Raw genomic sequence first — 14,972 nt, forward strand, 5'->3', positions numbered from 1 at the left:
TTAATAAAAATCATCTAACCCCTATAAAAACTATAAGTCAATGTACTTAAAATCCGTTTTAAAGTTCCATAGGGACTTAGAATATTGTAATAGAAAAAATAAGTTGAACGTATTTTTCTTGCTGAGAATCTTTGATTCTCTTGCTTCTTAAATAGATATAAAGTTGGTTTAAAATCTTTACGCTTACCAACAACTATTATTTCAAATCTTTCAAAATTCTGTTCAGGCTCCGTACTGTGATTCCTAAATATGCAGCCATATCTTCTTTGGAAATCTGAATATTCTGTTTAGACTGCATTTTAAGCAACTGCGTCAATGTGTGTTCTACAGTATAAAGCTGCTGATATGAAGCTCTGCTGGAAGTATTGATAATACGTTCTGCAAAGGAATTCAATAATAGGTTATTTAAAATAAGATCTTTTTGAATCAGCTCATTAAAATATGACAGGCTGATCGTATATACCACAACTTCCGTTAATGCTTCAATACCGCATAGACAAGGGATATTTTTAATCAGTTCCACTTCCCCCATGATTTCACCACTTCCCAGAAATTCAACAATGTATTCTTTTCCATTTTCTTCTTCAAAGTAGCATTTCGTAATTCCTTCTTTAATCAGCATTACTTTAGAAACAGAGTGATCCTGGATTAATAATTTCTGACCTATGAAGAATGATTCCAGAACTATATTTTCTCCGGATTGTTTTTGATAAAGTGTTTCCAGATGGCTTAAAAAAGATTGATTTGTTCGTAACATAGGTCTTCGGGACAATTGTCCTTTGCTGATTTATTTTTTATACAGAAATTTGAACCAGAAATTTACAAAACAAAAATGAATAATCATATTACAACAATAGCTTTCGATGCGGATGATACACTTTGGATCAATGAGCCTTATTTTCAGGAAGCCGAAAAAGAATTCTGTATACTGCTTGAAGACTATCTTCCTCAGCATTCTGTCTCTCAGGAATTGTTTAAAACAGAGATGAAAAATCTCCATTTATATGGTTATGGAGTCAAAGGATTTATGCTGTGTATGGTTGAAACTATCGGAAGAGCTTCTGACAATACAGCTCCTCTCCGACTGGTCAACAAAGCTATTGAATTGGGACAGGAGCTTCTTCAGAAACCGATTGAGCTTTTAGACGGAGTAACGGAAACCCTGGAAAGTCTAAAGGGAAAATACAGGCTGGTTGTTGCCACCAAAGGAGACCTTCTGGATCAGGAACGCAAGCTTAAAAATTCAGGATTACAGGACTATTTCCACCATATTGAGATCATGAGTGATAAAAAGGAAAATGATTACAAAAAATTACTGAAGCATCTTGACTGCCAGCCGGAAAATTTCCTTATGCTCGGAAATTCAATTAAGTCTGATATTCTGCCTGTATTGGAAATCGGAGGATCAGCAGCTCATATTCCTTACCATGTGACCTGGAGCCATGAACAACATGATCTAAACCTTGAACATGACCGTTTTATGGAATTAAAAAATATTGATGAGATCTTAGAATTTCTTTAATCCTCCAATTAACTTTCATTGTCATTCTGTAAAAATAAAGGCTGTCCCAGAAATGGGACAGCCTTTAATATTATTTTTTCAGACATTTTTCTAGGAACTGATCCTGTTCCCATAAAACGTGAAATATATTCTCTTTAGCCTGATATCCGTGTGATTCTTTCGGAAGAAGAACCATTCTTACTGATGCTCCAAGGTTTTTCAAAGCCTGGAAATACCTTTCCGTCTGCAATGTAAAAGTTCCCGGATTGTTATCTGCATCACCATGAATCAGAAGCAATGGGGTTTTCATTTTATCTGCGTTCATAAACGGAGACATGGTATTATAGATCTCCGGAACATCCCAATAGTTTCTTTGCTCAGTTTGGAATCCAAATGGAGTAAGTGTTCTGTTGTAAGCACCACTTCTTGCAATTCCACATGCAAAAAGATTAGAGTGTGTCAATAAGTTAGCCGTCATAAATGCCCCATATGAGTGACCTCCAACAGCAACTTTCTTTTTATCGATATACCCTAACTGATCTACTGCATTAATCGCAGCATCAGCATCAGCTACCAATTGCGTAATAAAGGTATCATTGGGTTCTGTTTTTCCTTCTCCGATGATCGGGAATGCAGCATTATCTAAAACAGCATATCCTTTAGTCACCCAGTACACGAAAGAGCCATAATAAGGGAAAGTAAAGTCATTATCATTCTGAGTACTCTGCCCTGCTGTATTCTTATCCTTAAATTCTCTTGGATAAGCCCAGATCAATAAAGGTAATTTTTCTTTCTTCGCCTTTCTGTCATAGTTTGCCGGCAGATAAAGAGTTCCCGTTAATGTAACACCATCATTTCTTTTGTAAGTAATTACTTCTTTGTGAACATCTTTGATACTTTCAAAAGGATTGGTAAAATGAGTTACCGCTTCAGCTTTGCTAGATTTGATATTCTTTTTGAAAAAGTTCGGATATTGGCTTGAAGATTCCTGCGTTGTTAAGATTTCTCCTTTTGACGGATTTAAAATATCTACAATATTTTCTTTAGCGCCTTTAAGATTAGAAGTGTATAACCTTTTCTTTTTCAATGATTTAATATCCATCTCATCAATAAACGGATGCTGACCTTCTTTGGTAAATCCTTCTCCTATCAGAAAAGCTTTACCTCCTTTCATATCAACAACGGATCTACCGTATTGGTTTTTCACTGTATTGAATTTTCCCGGATCGCTGTAAACGTCCTGAGAATTTCTGTCATCAATTATCTTTGATTCACCATTGTTAAGATCAACCAGGAATGTTTTGGTATTTCTTGTATCATACCATTCTTCAGATACTAAGGCATAGTGGTCATTCGTCCAATCTACATCCTCAAATCTCTGTTTGATTTTGAAGAATGATTTAGGAGCAGCTGTAAATGGCGCATCCCAGGTAAAAATTTCATCTCTGTATTCTGAAGTTTTATATTGATCTCCACCATCAAGAGCTTCAGTAAAGACTAATGTAGCCGGAACATCATTTCTCCAGGACATTTCTCTCTTTCCTGTTCTTACTGATGAAAAACCTTTAGGCATAATTTCATTCAGAGGAATTTCATTGACAACTTTTACTGTATTTCCTTTTGTATCAGATACAGTTGTGGTCATAGGAAATCTGTTCAGTGGAACAATATAAGAAAATGGCTTTTTAATGACTGAAGACAACAGGTAATTTCCATCAGGAGAAAAACTTAATCCTGTATACATATCCTGGTCCATTACCTTTTTAAGGTTCCCGTTCAGATCTACATTGAATACTTCAGAAGTTACTAATGTCTCGAAGTTCTTTTCATCCTGCGGATTCTTTAAAAGATCCTGGTATGTTCTGTTTTGGGATACTTTTCCATCTGCTGTAGAGACAATGGGTCCTGTGGGAAGATCTTTTCCTGAATCAATCAAAGCAGGTCTGTTTTGAGGCAGCGTTCTGATTAGTAAACTTTGGGAATCATTATACCAAAGATATGGAGTTCCTAAATTGGCATTCAGAATATCTCCTGTAATCTTTTTGGCTGTAGCTGTTTCCATATCTACAATCCACAACTCTACTCCCTTATTCGTTGTATTGGTAAAAGTGAGTTTTTTTTCGTCCGGTGAAAACTGTACATAGGCAATTTTGGCGCCTGCAGGCAGATTCTTCACCTGAACCTCATTTTTATCACTGAACTTTCTTACTTTAAGATTGTTGAAATAAGTAACAGTGCTTGCTATATTGGTAACCGGGTTGATCCTTAATCCACCCAGCTTCATTTCCTGCTGATTAAGATCATCCAACGTTTTATAAGTTGGACGGTAGGTAAAAACCACCCAATCTTTTTTATTGTTCATTAGAACTGATGGTGGTCTTTCATAATCTGCCAGTTTTAAAATTTCGGCAGAGGGTTTCTGATAAGTAATATTCTCCTGGGCATCATAAAAATTGAGAAATGCCAGAAGGCAGATTGTCAGTTTTATCTTCATATAGATTCATTTTCTACGAATGTAGTGATTTTTGAGATAAATCTGGCATAAAAAACCACCTATAAACCCTAATAATAAAGAGATTTATAAAAATAACTCCAATAAAAAAGAGCATCTTAAGATGCTCTTTTGATTATATATTGTAAGTTTTTACCAGTCTGAAGCTCTTTTTCTTCTCTCAATCAAATGATCTACAGAAACTTTTCCGGCTCCTGTCATCATCAGAAGAAGGTATACCGAAAGATAAATAAGGCTCATTTCTCTTTTTTCAAAAGGATCTGCTCCATGAACTACAAATCCGGCAATGATCATTGTAAAGATCAGGAAACCTAAGGAAACCCTTGTGAAAAGCCCTAATATCAGCAGAATTGAACAAACAAATTCGGCAAGTACTGTAAGAACCAGAGTAATCTGAGGTCCCATGCCAAGAAAATCAAAGAATTCGATTTTTCCACCTGCCAACAACATTTGTAGTTTCGGGTATCCGTGAGATAGCATTGCAAAACCCACAAATACTCTTACTACTAATAAAATAATATCTTTAGGTATTGAGCTCGAATTTGAATTATTATAGTTCATCTACTAAAAAATTTAGACTAAGGTAATAAAAATCTTTTAATACAAGGGGCTTTACAGCATTTTTAGTCTATCTGTAGCCAAAATTCTTAAGGTCTCTATCGTTCTTTCTCCAATCTTTTTTCACCTTAACAAATAAATTTAAGTGAATTTTCTTGGAAAAGAACTTCTCCAGGTCTAATCTGGCTTCTGTTCCTACTTTTTTGATAGCTTCTCCTTTATGTCCGATAATGATTCCTTTTTGGGTATCTCTTTCCACATAAATAATAGAATCAATGAAGATAATTCCTTCTTTTTCTTTGAACTGCTCCGTCACTACTTCCACAGAATATGGAATTTCCTTATCATAGTTTAAAAGGATTTTCTCACGGATTGCCTCATTTACGAAGAACCTTTCTGGTTTATCTGTATACTGATCCTTATCATAATAAGGTGGATTTTCAGGCAATAAAGATTTTAGTTTAGGTAAAATAACCTCAGTATTAAAGGCATTCAGAGCAGAAATAGGAAGTATTTCCGCTTTTGGAATCCTATTATGCCAGGTTTCTACCAATGTTTCAAGGCCTGCCTGATCAGTCTGATCTACTTTATTTAATAGTAAAAGTACAGGAACAGGGATTTTATTTAATTTATCAATTAAAAATTCGGAAGGTTCAGCTTTATCGGTTACATCAACGATAAACAGGAATACATCCGCATCCTGTAGGGAATCTTTTACAAAATCCATCATCTTCTCCTGCAATCCGTATTTTGGATCCAATACTCCGGGAGTATCTGAAAATACAATCTGAAGGTCCTCTTCATTATAAATACCAAAAATTCGGTGACGGGTTGTCTGGGCTTTCTGCGTTACAATCGCCAGTTTCTCTCCCATTAATTGGTTGAGTAGTGTCGATTTTCCGGCATTGGGCTTTCCAACTATATTTACAAATCCAGCTTTGTGCATAAAAATAATATTACGAACTGCAAAGTTAGTAAAACAAAATTGGTCTTTACGGTTAATCTCAATATTTAAAAGAAAAAAGAGAGTTATTTGTTTTTATATTATTTTACTAAGAAGAATTATATGGTATGATATGATAAAAAGATCCGCGGTTTCTAAAACATTCTATTTATCATCCTGTAAAGATCTAAACAATTTAACATTATTCAAATACTTTGTAGAGACTCCTGTCGAAAGATAAACCTTACCGCAATACCCGTCATAATCTTTTCTTTATCCGACAGCTGATATAGTTCTCACAAAAACCATAAAATAATTTTGTATCGCATTACTTAAAACTGATACTTTTGAATATTAAAATTCATCTTTTATGAATATAGACCAGATTCTTGACCAAATTTATATCCTTCCGGAGCCCTCCAAAAATAGCTTAAAAGCATATATAACCGAAGTTTCACACCCGAAAGGGTATTGTCTGATGGAAGCTGATAAGGTAATTCCCTATGTCTATTTTATAAGGAAAGGAATTGCCCGCGCCTATTCATCCACATCGGATAATGATATTACATTCTGGTTTGGAAGTGAAGGCCAATGCGTCCTTTCTATGAAAAGCTATGTGGAAGACAAACCGGGTTATGAAAGCATTGAATTACTGGAAGACTGTGATCTGTACAGACTTGAAACAGATAATCTCAAAAAGCTGTTTAATGAAGATATTCATATTGCCAACTGGGGAAGAAAACTAGCTGAAGCAGAAATGATAAAATCTGAAGAACTGATTATTTCAAGACAATTCAAAACGTCTCTGGAGCGATACAAAGATATTATCCAGTATCAACCTGATCTGCTTAAAAGAGTTCAGCTTGGGCATATTGCGTCCTATCTTGGAATTACACAGGTGAGTTTGAGCAGAATCCGGGCGGAGATTAAATAAAGTGGGTGTTTGAGGATGGAAGCTGGAAGAGGGAGGATGGAAGTTTATGACAGTCTCTAAAAACGTATCTGTTTTATTAATTAATCTAAATGTCATTTTAGGTTTTGGCTAAAGCCGAAGGAATGGTTATTTATATTGAGAGCGGACTAAAGTCCGCTCCTATTGATATTATATTGTACATGATCTCAATATTGATGATTATTTATTGAAATAAAAGGAAGCAGTAATAGCTTTTATCTAAAAAGCTCTCATTAGTTAAGCAACAGAATACCACTCATTCCAACTGTCATAACTTCCCTCTCCCAGCCTCCAGCTTCCTATCAAAAAGCCCCCTATTGATTAAACATCAGAACATCACCCATTCCAACTACCATAACCTCCCGCTTCCAGCTTCCCTTCAAATAATAACTCCATTAATTAAACATCAGAACATCCCCTATTCCAACTACCATAACCTCCCGCTTCCAGCCTCCAGCTTCCCTCTTATATAAAACATCATTTTTTAACAATTGTAAAATGTTTTCTCCATTCAAATCCTGAAATTTGCAGTAGAAAAATTTTAAAAAATGAATTGGATAATATTAGTTATCGCAGGATTATTTGAGGTTGCCTTTGCCTCTTGTTTAGGAAAGGCAAAAGAGACATCAGGAACGGAAATGTATCTTTGGTATACCGGTTTTCTGATAACGATGACTATCAGTATGCTTCTTCTGATTAAAGCAACACAAACGTTACCTATTGGAACTGCTTATGCGGTATGGACAGGAATTGGAGCGGTAGGAACTGCTTTAATGGGAATCATCTTCTTTAAAGACCCTGTAAGCTTCTGGAGAGTATTCTTTATTATGACTCTTATTGGTTCTGTTGTAGGTTTAAAAGCTGTGTCTTCATCACACTAAGATAAAAATATAAACTTCTATCTATATTTAAAAATGAAACCGCCTTCGATATGAAGACGGTTTTGTTTTTTGATTATATTTCAGGATACTTTGCAACCTTAGCTTTGTTTGTATCCATATTTATATTTCTTATTATTTTTTGAAGACTAAAGGTAAGATTTCATTGCTTCTCAACCCGTACTTCTTTATTTCTTCTTCAGAAAATTTCTGCGAATAGAAGTTCGCATCTGTTTCAAAGCCTACTTTTTTTAAACGGTCAAAATAATCCATTCCGTACCAACGAACGTGATCATATTGGCCAAAATGTTTCTGGCGTTCCTTTGGATCTTTGATGGTAAAATCTTCATAGGTTTTTTCCAGTGAATTTTTCATCGGAACCTGAAGGATTCCCCATCCACTTGGCTTCATTACTCTGTATAGTTCACTCATTGCCTTTGCATCATCTTCAATGTGTTCCAGAACGTGGTTACAGAAAATGATATCAAAACTGTTATCCTCAAAAGGTAAATCAAGAATATCGGCTTTTACATCAACAATGGGAGAATATAAATCTGCCGATATATAATTCAGATTGCTCATTCTCTTGAATTTCCTTAAAAATTCCTGTTCGGGAGCAATATGCAGAACTTTATAACTTTTAATGAAGAAATCGGTTTCATTCTGAAGATACAGCCACATCTGGCGGTGTCTCTCCAGACTTAGGGTTCCCGGAGAAAGGGCATTTTCCCTTTGCTTCCCGTACCCATAAGGCAGAAACTTTCGGTAAGATCTTCCATCGATAGGATCATAAAACTGATCTCCTTTGAAAAACTGATAAATAAGCGGTCTTGCCCAGATGCTCATTTTAATAAGCATCGGACGTGGAATTTTGTTCAGTAAAAGCTTAGTTATCTTTTTCATTAAAAGTCCAGTTGGAAAGCTTTTTCTTCATCACTTACAATCCCTAATGCTTCATACACATAATCAAATGTGGAAAGCAATACCGGCTTACCATTGATTACTGCTACATCATGCTCGAAGTGTGCAGAAGGAAGGTTATCTAAAGTCGTTACCGTCCAGCCATCGCTGTGGAACTTTACTTTTTCTGTTCCAAGGTTGATCATAGGTTCAATAGCAATTGCCAAACCGTCTTTAATCACCTTTCCACTTCCCTGTTTTCCATAGTTAGGAACCTGAGGATCTTCATGCATCTGTCTTCCCAAACCATGTCCTACCAATTCTTTTACCACTCCATATCCTTCTTTTTCACAATGTTTCTGGATAGCATTAGAAATATCTCCGATTCTTTTTCCTCTTACACACTGCTCAATACCTTTATAAAGAGATTCTTTAGCAACTTTCAATAGTTTTTTAACCTCTGGTTTTACTTCTCCGATTTCGAAAGTATAAGCGTGGTCTCCCACAAATCCGTTAAGTATTACTCCGCAGTCTACGGAAAGAACGTCTCCTTCTTTTACCACTTCATTATTCGGGAAGCCGTGAACTACCTGCTCATTCGGAGAGATACACAGAGAATTCGGGAAACCTCCATATCCTAAGAATGCAGGGTGAGCACCATGATCTTTAATAAAATCGTGTGCTAACTTATCTAAATATAAAGTCGTAATTCCCGGTTTAATTTCTTTTGCCAACATTCCCAATGTTTTAGAAACCAATCGGGCGCTCTCCTTCATCAGACGCAGTTCGTCTATTGTTTTTAATTGAATCATTGTATTAATTTACCAATGTATTAATATATCAGTGTAACAATATGATTGCTCAATCGGTGCACTGTTAAATTGTTATTTTTTATTCTACCAGAAAAGGCCTTTTTTCTTTTCTTTTTTAAGTTTTGAATAGGCTAAAACTTCTTTACCTTCTACACGGAATTCTATTCTTTCCTGAATGATATTGTAGATTTCACCCCATCCAGGGAATCCGCCTAAATTTCTATCATCAATGAACCAGTCTGCATCCAACTTTCTGGATTGGTTTTCAGAATCGAAAACTTCTCCTTCGAAACTTGAGTTCACTGCATAAAATTCTACTCCATTCTTTTTGCAGAATTCTATTGCATCTTCTAATGTTTCTCCGTGTCTGTATGTCCAAAGAATAAGTCTGTATCCTTCTGCCTGCAATCTTTTCAAGGTCTCGAAAGCGAAGATCTTTGCCTTCCCAATCCCCGGATAAGCATCATCAACAATAGTTCCGTCAAAGTCAACAGCAATCTTTTTATTATTTAACATTTTGTTCTTTTTTTAGCTTTGCAAAGATAAGAAATAAAAAAGAGTGCCAAAAAGAAAGGCACTCAATACTTTTATAATTTAAAATAATAATATGGGCTACTAGCTCTTAACCCAGTTAAACTGGAACTGAAGATCCGGAGTAGAAACTCTGTCGGTAATCTTCTGTAGTCTTCCAGGAAGCTTCATCAGGTATTCCTGAGCTTTTTCAGCTTTTTCTGTAAGACCTTTTACGTGCTCAATCTTCCATTCATCTAACAAATCTTTCATAATATTGATATAATCCTGACCGGTATATACCATACATCTTTGTGCTGCATCTGAGAAATGCCCCCAAAGTTCACCTGCTTTCTGTCCTGACTGTCTCATCAGGTGAGCTGGCATTACGATCTTCTTACGCATCATATCTTCGAAGGCAAGAATCATTTCTGATGGATCTACTTCAAGGATTTTAGCTACGAAATGCTTGTAAGCTTTTGCGTGTCTTGCTTCATCAGCAGCAATTACACCACACATTTTAGCTAATTTTCCGTTTCCGGACTGTTTAGCCAATGTGCCTACTCTTCTGTGAGAGATATTGGTTGCTGTTTCCTGGAAACTTGTATAAATAAAGTTTCTGTATGGATCCATGCTTGTTCCCAAGTCGAATCCATCATTAATAAGATATTGAGTGGTAATTTCTACCTCTCTCATATTTACTCTACCGCATAGGTAAAGGTATTTATTTAATAAGTCTCCGTGTCTGTTCTCTTCTGCAGTCCAAGCTCTTACCCAGTTTGCCCAGCCTACTTTTTCTTCCTGATTAATTCCGTCAACACCCATTAACCAAGATTCATAAGAAGGAAGAGCTTCTTCCGTAATACAGTCTCCAATCAATGTTACAAAAAGATCGTAAGGCATTTCACGGGCAAAAGTCTGAATTTCTTCCAGATCATGTTTAAATTCGTCGCTTGAAGGGTCTGGTAAATAATCAGAAGGCTGCCAAATTTTTTCAATTGGAGTTAAAAATTTATCAAGAAAAGAACCTACTTCCTTTTCCAATAATCCCATTACTTCTTTCCTAACAAGCTTTTGATACATTTTTATATTCAGTTTTAATTAACAAAGATATGATTTATTTATTATTTAGCGCATAATAAAGTATGCAACTCATACTTTATCTGACATAAATCATAAAAAAATGCCGATATACAACTATAACGGCATTTTTTTAACAATATTATTGAATTTTAGCTAACTAAAATATCTCCTGTCATTGCATTTGGTATTTCAACCCCCATTACATTAAGGATTGTAGGGGCTACATCCCCCAATTTACCGGGCTTTAAGCTCCATGTATGATCTTTATCCATCACAATAAAAGGAACCAGATTTGTTGAGTGCTGGGTATTAGGAGTGCCATCAGGATTCAGCATAACATCTGAATTTCCGTGGTCTGCCAGAATGAACACTGCATATCCATTTTCATAGGCTGCTGTAGCTACTTTTTCGATACATGCATCAACTGTTTCTGCAGCTTTTACTGCAGCTTCAAACACACCTGTATGCCCTACCATATCTGTATTGGCAAAGTTCAGGCATACAAAATCTGCTCTTCCTTGCTCCAGTTCCGGAACAATAGCATTAGTAATATCGTACGCAGACATTTCAGGTTTTAAATCATAGGTAGGAACGTCTTTTGGACTTGGGCACAATAATCTTTTCTCCCCATTGTATTCCTCTTCCCTTCCTCCTGAGAAGAAGAATGTAACGTGGGGATATTTTTCGGTTTCAGCAATTCTGATCTGAGTTTTCCCATTCTTCTCCAAAACTTCACCCATTGTTTCCGTTAAAATATTCTCATCAAAAACAACCTGAACATTCTGGAATGTTTTATCGTAGTTGGTTAACGTAATATAGTTAAGGTTCAATTTTTTCATTGAATATTCCGGGAAATCCTTTTGGGAAAGAACTTCTGTAATTTCTCTTCCTCTGTCTGTACGGAAGTTGAAGCAGATCACTACATCATTATCAATAATTTTTGCTACCGGTACAATGTTTCCTGTAGCTGTTGTATTCATTAAGATGACAGGTTTCAGAAATTCATCCGTTACCTTATTCTCATAAGAAGCGCGGATAGATGCCAATGCATCTGTACTCTGCTCTCCTACTCCTTCTACAAGAGCATCATAAGCCAGCTTTACACGCTCCCATCTCTTATCTCTGTCCATTGCGTAATACCTTCCTACGATGGTAGCCAGTTTTCCGGTGGTTGCTTCCATATGGTCCTGAAGTTCTTCAATGAAACCTAAACCGGAATGCGGATCACAGTCTCTTCCGTCAGTGAATGCATGTACAAATACATTTTCATTCAAACCGAATTCTTTTGCAGCAGTCAGTAAACCTTTCAGGTGATTGATATGTGAGTGTACTCCTCCATTGGAAACCAATCCGATGAAATGTATTTTTTTATTTTCTTTTTTAGCGTATCCGAAAGCATCCTGGATCACTTTTTCCTGTCCCAGAGTTCCGTTTTCAACAGCCATATTCAGTTTTACCAGATTTTGATAAACAACTCTTCCGGCTCCAAGGTTCATATGTCCTACTTCGGAATTTCCCATCTGCCCCGCAGGAAGACCAACAGCCAAGCCGCTTGCTTCAAGGGTTGTGTGTGGAAATTTTTGATAACAGCTATCTATAAATGGTGTATTTGCTTTGTCTATGGCAGAAACTTCAGGGTTTGTTCCCAGTCCCCATCCGTCAAGGATTGCTAATATTGCTTTTTTTGACATTTTGTAAAACTTTAGTACACAAATTTACCTAATTTCCGATGAATAGAAGAATTTGAAACCTTGAAATTTCTTTCTACTCATCTATTCCGAATAAAAAGAAAAAAACAGTGAACGATTTTATGTTCCCACAGATCCCACAGATTTACACGGATGTTTATGGATAGGAAAATCGGAGATTTTCAAAAAACTTATATATGATTACAAAGGCTTTCACTCTAATTTAAGAGAAATTATTCTTTAAAAAAGTCTTCGAATTTCATATTGTTTTTCTTTGTGTATTCTTTGATATAGGAATCTAAGAAGCCACTTTCTTTTAAGAACAATAAAGGATCGTTAATATTTAAAATATCCCGAATTGCTTTATGCTTATCTGTCTGTTTATTGAAATAGGCTTCAGAAATTTTATATCCCATCCAATATCCGAGGTCATTGGGACGGTCGTCTTTCTTGGTGGTCCCGTAAAGCCAATCCATAGGACTGCTTGTTTTTAATACCGTTACAAATTCTCTGTATAATTTGTCAGAATGAGCCTCACCATACTGATAAAACGGACTGTTATTCGTTTCTCCTGAAACCAGCTCACTGATAAAATCTGCACTCCCTTCCATAAGGCAATATTTCAGCAAATTATCTTTCCCTTTAATATCCTGCTGAAAATGAACCTGCTCATGGGAAATAAGGCCTACAATACCATCCAGATTTCTAAGGTTTTCAGTTCCGATCATCACACCGTCTTTGGAGAATGTACCTCCGGCATTGAATCTTCCGTATACAAAATAGATGGGTGGAAACTTAGCTTCAGGATACCAGTACTTCATTCCTGCGTAAATGGATCGGATTCTTTTTTCTTTTTGTTTTAACCCTGATAAAATATTGCGGCTTTCCAGGTAATCTGCTTTTCTCTTTTTTACCATTGTGTGTAAAGAGTCTGCATTGATGATTCTGTTTTCGGTGAAGCCCTTCACTCCGGGAGAACCATTTTTCATATAGTCTATGAATGGATTTTGTTTTGAGGTATCCATTTTATCAAATGCTTTCCAGAAGTTTTCAGTATCTTTTGTTTCAAAAATAGCATTCAATGGATCTGTGGAAAAACCGGTTTGAGCGTTTGTCATCCCGAAAGCTAAAAGTAAAGCAGGAAGAATGTGATTGGTCTTCATATTAGTTTTTAAAGGTAACGATCAAAAATATAAAAAATTGTTACCAATATAGAATTCTATCAGAATAATTGAGCTGCACAACAAAATAACCTCATCATAAAAGTCTTACAAATGAATGGATTGGAGCAAATATTACCATTTTATCAGGAGTAACCATTGGTGAAAATTCAATAGTTGCCGCAGGTGCTGTAGTTTCAAAACATTCATCCGGCAATAAATAAATTAGCTAAAAGTACTGCACAACTTTAATCTGCAGCTCTATGTGAATTCTATTCTTCCTAGCCTATAAAAAACTGACGTAGAAATACGTCAGTTTAACAAAATTCATAAAAATATTTACATCCGGAATGTTCCGTATCTTCCAAAAATTATCTAAAGAGCTCTACTCCTAACCAGGTTTTGAGGGACTATCATTTGTGAGCTTAGAATCTAAACCAGGTTTTGAAAACTAAGGTTGATGAGTAAAGCAATATATGATTTCTACTTGTTTTAGTTTATACACAGTCTGAGTAAGCTGTATTAATTCATTTTAAAAATTAATAACTCTGTACTTTTTCCTACTAATGTATTTCCTGTGCCAGTACAATTTCCAGACTGTCCTCTACCTAATTTTATTGTCCATGTTTTTCCAGCTGAAAGACTTGCTGTATACGTTATTATCCCACCATGATTAGATAAACCTCCTTCGATATGAGAAGAGGTAGAATGTATTCTAGTTGCATCGGGAAAATCAACAATATAAGAACTAAGAGTACAACCTTTACTATCATGATCGCCTTCATATATAAATTCCATTTTGAAAATCCCAGCAGGAAAGGTTATAGTAGAAGTAGCAGCATTATAACTGAGTCCAGTAATACTATTAGATACCAACGCCATTGGAACCACTGAAGAATTTCCTGGTGTCAATCCATTTAAAAAATTATCAATGTTATTTTCTAACCTAAATACCGCAGGAGCCATTGTAGATAAACTTGTTTCATCCAGCAATAATTGCCATTTATTAGTAGTAGTATTGAACTTATAAAAATTGTCTTTCTTCACAGGATTAGCTCCTCCTGCATTTACCAGATTATAAACTAACAATCCATTAGCAGGATTAGGTATAGTGATAACATCAGTATTTCCAGTTAATGATACACGGGGAATTAATAATCCTTTATTAGTGGAAACTACATCTAAAATTGAAGAGGGATTGGGTGTTGTGGTATTTATTCCTACCTGTGAGAATAAATTTACAGAAGATGCTGTGATGGCAGCTAAAAATAAAAGTTTTGTTTTCATTATGTTTTTCTTTTTGTTGTTAATATTTATTGTAATCTGTTTTTATCATTTCTTTACAATCAATCTTTATTCAGTATAGAGTCACGATTCCATTTCTTTGTTTTTAGTTTCCTGATCCTATTTTTATTTAAAATTTGAGACAAAAAGTCCCTTAAAATGTCTTTCTAAACATTTTTTAATGATGAACA

14 protein-coding genes and 1 pseudogene are annotated in these 14,972 nt (G+C 35.5%); 4 read left to right on the forward strand and 11 right to left on the reverse strand.

Going from position 1 to position 14,972, the window contains the following annotated elements:
• Positions 1-196 precede the first annotated feature (196 nt).
• Positions 197-757 carry a Crp/Fnr family transcriptional regulator gene (locus tag M2372_RS11260; RefSeq protein ID WP_115968912.1) on the reverse strand — a complete coding sequence of 187 codons (561 nt, stop codon included), beginning with the start codon at positions 755-757 and terminating at the stop codon, positions 197-199.
• A 75-nt stretch (positions 758-832) separates the two neighbouring features.
• Between M2372_RS11260 and M2372_RS11265 the strand changes: the two genes are divergently transcribed.
• On the forward strand, positions 833-1,522 hold the full coding sequence (locus tag M2372_RS11265) for an HAD family hydrolase (protein WP_123320087.1): 690 nt from the start codon (positions 833-835) through the stop codon (positions 1,520-1,522).
• 70 nt (positions 1,523-1,592) lie between these two features.
• Here M2372_RS11265 and M2372_RS11270 read toward each other — a convergent pair whose 3' ends face one another.
• The 3 genes from M2372_RS11270 to era all read right to left on the reverse strand — a co-directional run bounded on the left by M2372_RS11270 (position 1,593) and on the right by era (position 5,517).
• On the reverse strand, positions 1,593-3,995 hold the full coding sequence (locus M2372_RS11270; protein ID WP_123319366.1) for a S9 family peptidase: 2,403 nt from the start codon (positions 3,993-3,995) through the stop codon (positions 1,593-1,595).
• 150 nt (positions 3,996-4,145) lie between these two features.
• On the reverse strand, positions 4,146-4,574 hold the full coding sequence (locus tag M2372_RS11275; RefSeq protein ID WP_123319367.1) for a DoxX family protein: 429 nt from the start codon (positions 4,572-4,574) through the stop codon (positions 4,146-4,148).
• A gap of 67 nt (positions 4,575-4,641) precedes the next feature.
• Entirely contained in the window at positions 4,642-5,517 is an 876-nt protein-coding gene (era, locus tag M2372_RS11280) for a GTPase Era (RefSeq protein WP_068943071.1), read from the reverse strand.
• 367 nt (positions 5,518-5,884) lie between these two features.
• On the opposite strand from era, the gene M2372_RS11285 reads away from it, so the two are divergent.
• Positions 5,885-6,448 (forward strand): Crp/Fnr family transcriptional regulator, encoded by a 564-nt coding sequence (locus M2372_RS11285; protein WP_123319368.1) that lies wholly within the window; start codon positions 5,885-5,887, stop codon positions 6,446-6,448.
• Positions 6,449-7,014: 566 nt separating this feature from the next.
• Positions 7,015-7,347 carry a multidrug efflux SMR transporter gene (locus M2372_RS11290; RefSeq protein ID WP_115968916.1) on the forward strand — a complete coding sequence of 111 codons (333 nt, stop codon included), beginning with the start codon at positions 7,015-7,017 and terminating at the stop codon, positions 7,345-7,347.
• A gap of 132 nt (positions 7,348-7,479) precedes the next feature.
• Here the strand turns inward: M2372_RS11290 and M2372_RS11295 are convergent, their stop codons facing one another.
• The 6 genes from M2372_RS11295 to M2372_RS11320 form a co-directional block, all read right to left on the reverse strand.
• Positions 7,480-8,247 (reverse strand): class I SAM-dependent methyltransferase, encoded by a 768-nt coding sequence (locus tag M2372_RS11295; RefSeq protein WP_123319369.1) that lies wholly within the window; start codon positions 8,245-8,247, stop codon positions 7,480-7,482.
• Entirely contained in the window at positions 8,247-9,056 is an 810-nt protein-coding gene (gene map, locus M2372_RS11300; RefSeq protein ID WP_115968918.1) for a type I methionyl aminopeptidase, read from the reverse strand. The genes M2372_RS11295 and map overlap by 1 nt, the downstream gene beginning before the upstream one ends.
• 84 nt (positions 9,057-9,140) lie before the next feature.
• Complete coding sequence (locus M2372_RS11305) at positions 9,141-9,572, reverse strand: BT0820 family HAD-type phosphatase (protein WP_115968919.1); 432 nt, start codon at positions 9,570-9,572, stop codon at positions 9,141-9,143.
• A 99-nt stretch (positions 9,573-9,671) separates the two neighbouring features.
• Entirely contained in the window at positions 9,672-10,649 is a 978-nt protein-coding gene (locus M2372_RS11310) for an acyl-ACP desaturase (protein ID WP_123319370.1), read from the reverse strand.
• A gap of 149 nt (positions 10,650-10,798) precedes the next feature.
• Positions 10,799-12,340 carry a 2,3-bisphosphoglycerate-independent phosphoglycerate mutase gene (gpmI, locus tag M2372_RS11315; protein WP_123319371.1) on the reverse strand — a complete coding sequence of 514 codons (1,542 nt, stop codon included), beginning with the start codon at positions 12,338-12,340 and terminating at the stop codon, positions 10,799-10,801.
• A gap of 230 nt (positions 12,341-12,570) precedes the next feature.
• Positions 12,571-13,500, reverse strand: coding sequence for a DUF2268 domain-containing putative Zn-dependent protease (locus tag M2372_RS11320; protein WP_123319372.1), 930 nt, complete (start codon positions 13,498-13,500; stop codon positions 12,571-12,573).
• Between the two features lie 116 nt (positions 13,501-13,616).
• Between M2372_RS11320 and M2372_RS11325 the strand changes: the two are divergent.
• Positions 13,617-13,721 (forward strand): annotated as a pseudogene (locus tag M2372_RS11325) (DapH/DapD/GlmU-related protein); the annotation flags it as partial.
• A 298-nt stretch (positions 13,722-14,019) separates the two neighbouring features.
• Here M2372_RS11325 and M2372_RS11330 read toward each other — a convergent pair.
• Entirely contained in the window at positions 14,020-14,784 is a 765-nt protein-coding gene (locus tag M2372_RS11330; RefSeq protein ID WP_123319373.1) for a hypothetical protein, read from the reverse strand.
• Between the last annotated feature and the right edge of the window lie 188 nt (positions 14,785-14,972).

This window comes from Chryseobacterium sp. BIGb0232 (assembly GCF_024810195.1).
Lineage (GTDB): Bacteria > Bacteroidota > Bacteroidia > Flavobacteriales > Weeksellaceae > Chryseobacterium > Chryseobacterium pennae.

Bases quoted from the DNA above. Each gene is read 5' to 3' on its own strand.
- map (WP_115968918.1), bottom strand. From the start codon at position 9,056: ATGATTCAATTAAAAACAATAGACGAACTGCGTCTGATGAAGGAGAGC.
- M2372_RS11285 (WP_123319368.1), top strand. From the start codon at position 5,885: ATGAATATAGACCAGATTCTTGACCAAATTTATATCCTTCCGGAGCCC.
- M2372_RS11310 (WP_123319370.1), bottom strand. From the start codon at position 10,649: ATGTATCAAAAGCTTGTTAGGAAAGAAGTAATGGGATTATTGGAAAAG.
- M2372_RS11265 (WP_123320087.1), top strand. From the start codon at position 833: ATGAATAATCATATTACAACAATAGCTTTCGATGCGGATGATACACTT.
- M2372_RS11270 (WP_123319366.1), bottom strand. From the start codon at position 3,995: ATGAAGATAAAACTGACAATCTGCCTTCTGGCATTTCTCAATTTTTAT.
- M2372_RS11330 (WP_123319373.1), bottom strand. From the start codon at position 14,784: ATGAAAACAAAACTTTTATTTTTAGCTGCCATCACAGCATCTTCTGTA.
- gpmI (WP_123319371.1), bottom strand. From the start codon at position 12,340: ATGTCAAAAAAAGCAATATTAGCAATCCTTGACGGATGGGGACTGGGA.
- M2372_RS11295 (WP_123319369.1), bottom strand. From the start codon at position 8,247: ATGAAAAAGATAACTAAGCTTTTACTGAACAAAATTCCACGTCCGATG.
- M2372_RS11320 (WP_123319372.1), bottom strand. From the start codon at position 13,500: ATGAAGACCAATCACATTCTTCCTGCTTTACTTTTAGCTTTCGGGATG.
- era (WP_068943071.1), bottom strand. From the start codon at position 5,517: ATGCACAAAGCTGGATTTGTAAATATAGTTGGAAAGCCCAATGCCGGA.
- M2372_RS11305 (WP_115968919.1), bottom strand. From the start codon at position 9,572: ATGTTAAATAATAAAAAGATTGCTGTTGACTTTGACGGAACTATTGTT.
- M2372_RS11275 (WP_123319367.1), bottom strand. From the start codon at position 4,574: ATGAACTATAATAATTCAAATTCGAGCTCAATACCTAAAGATATTATT.
- M2372_RS11290 (WP_115968916.1), top strand. From the start codon at position 7,015: ATGAATTGGATAATATTAGTTATCGCAGGATTATTTGAGGTTGCCTTT.
- M2372_RS11260 (WP_115968912.1), bottom strand. From the start codon at position 757: ATGTTACGAACAAATCAATCTTTTTTAAGCCATCTGGAAACACTTTAT.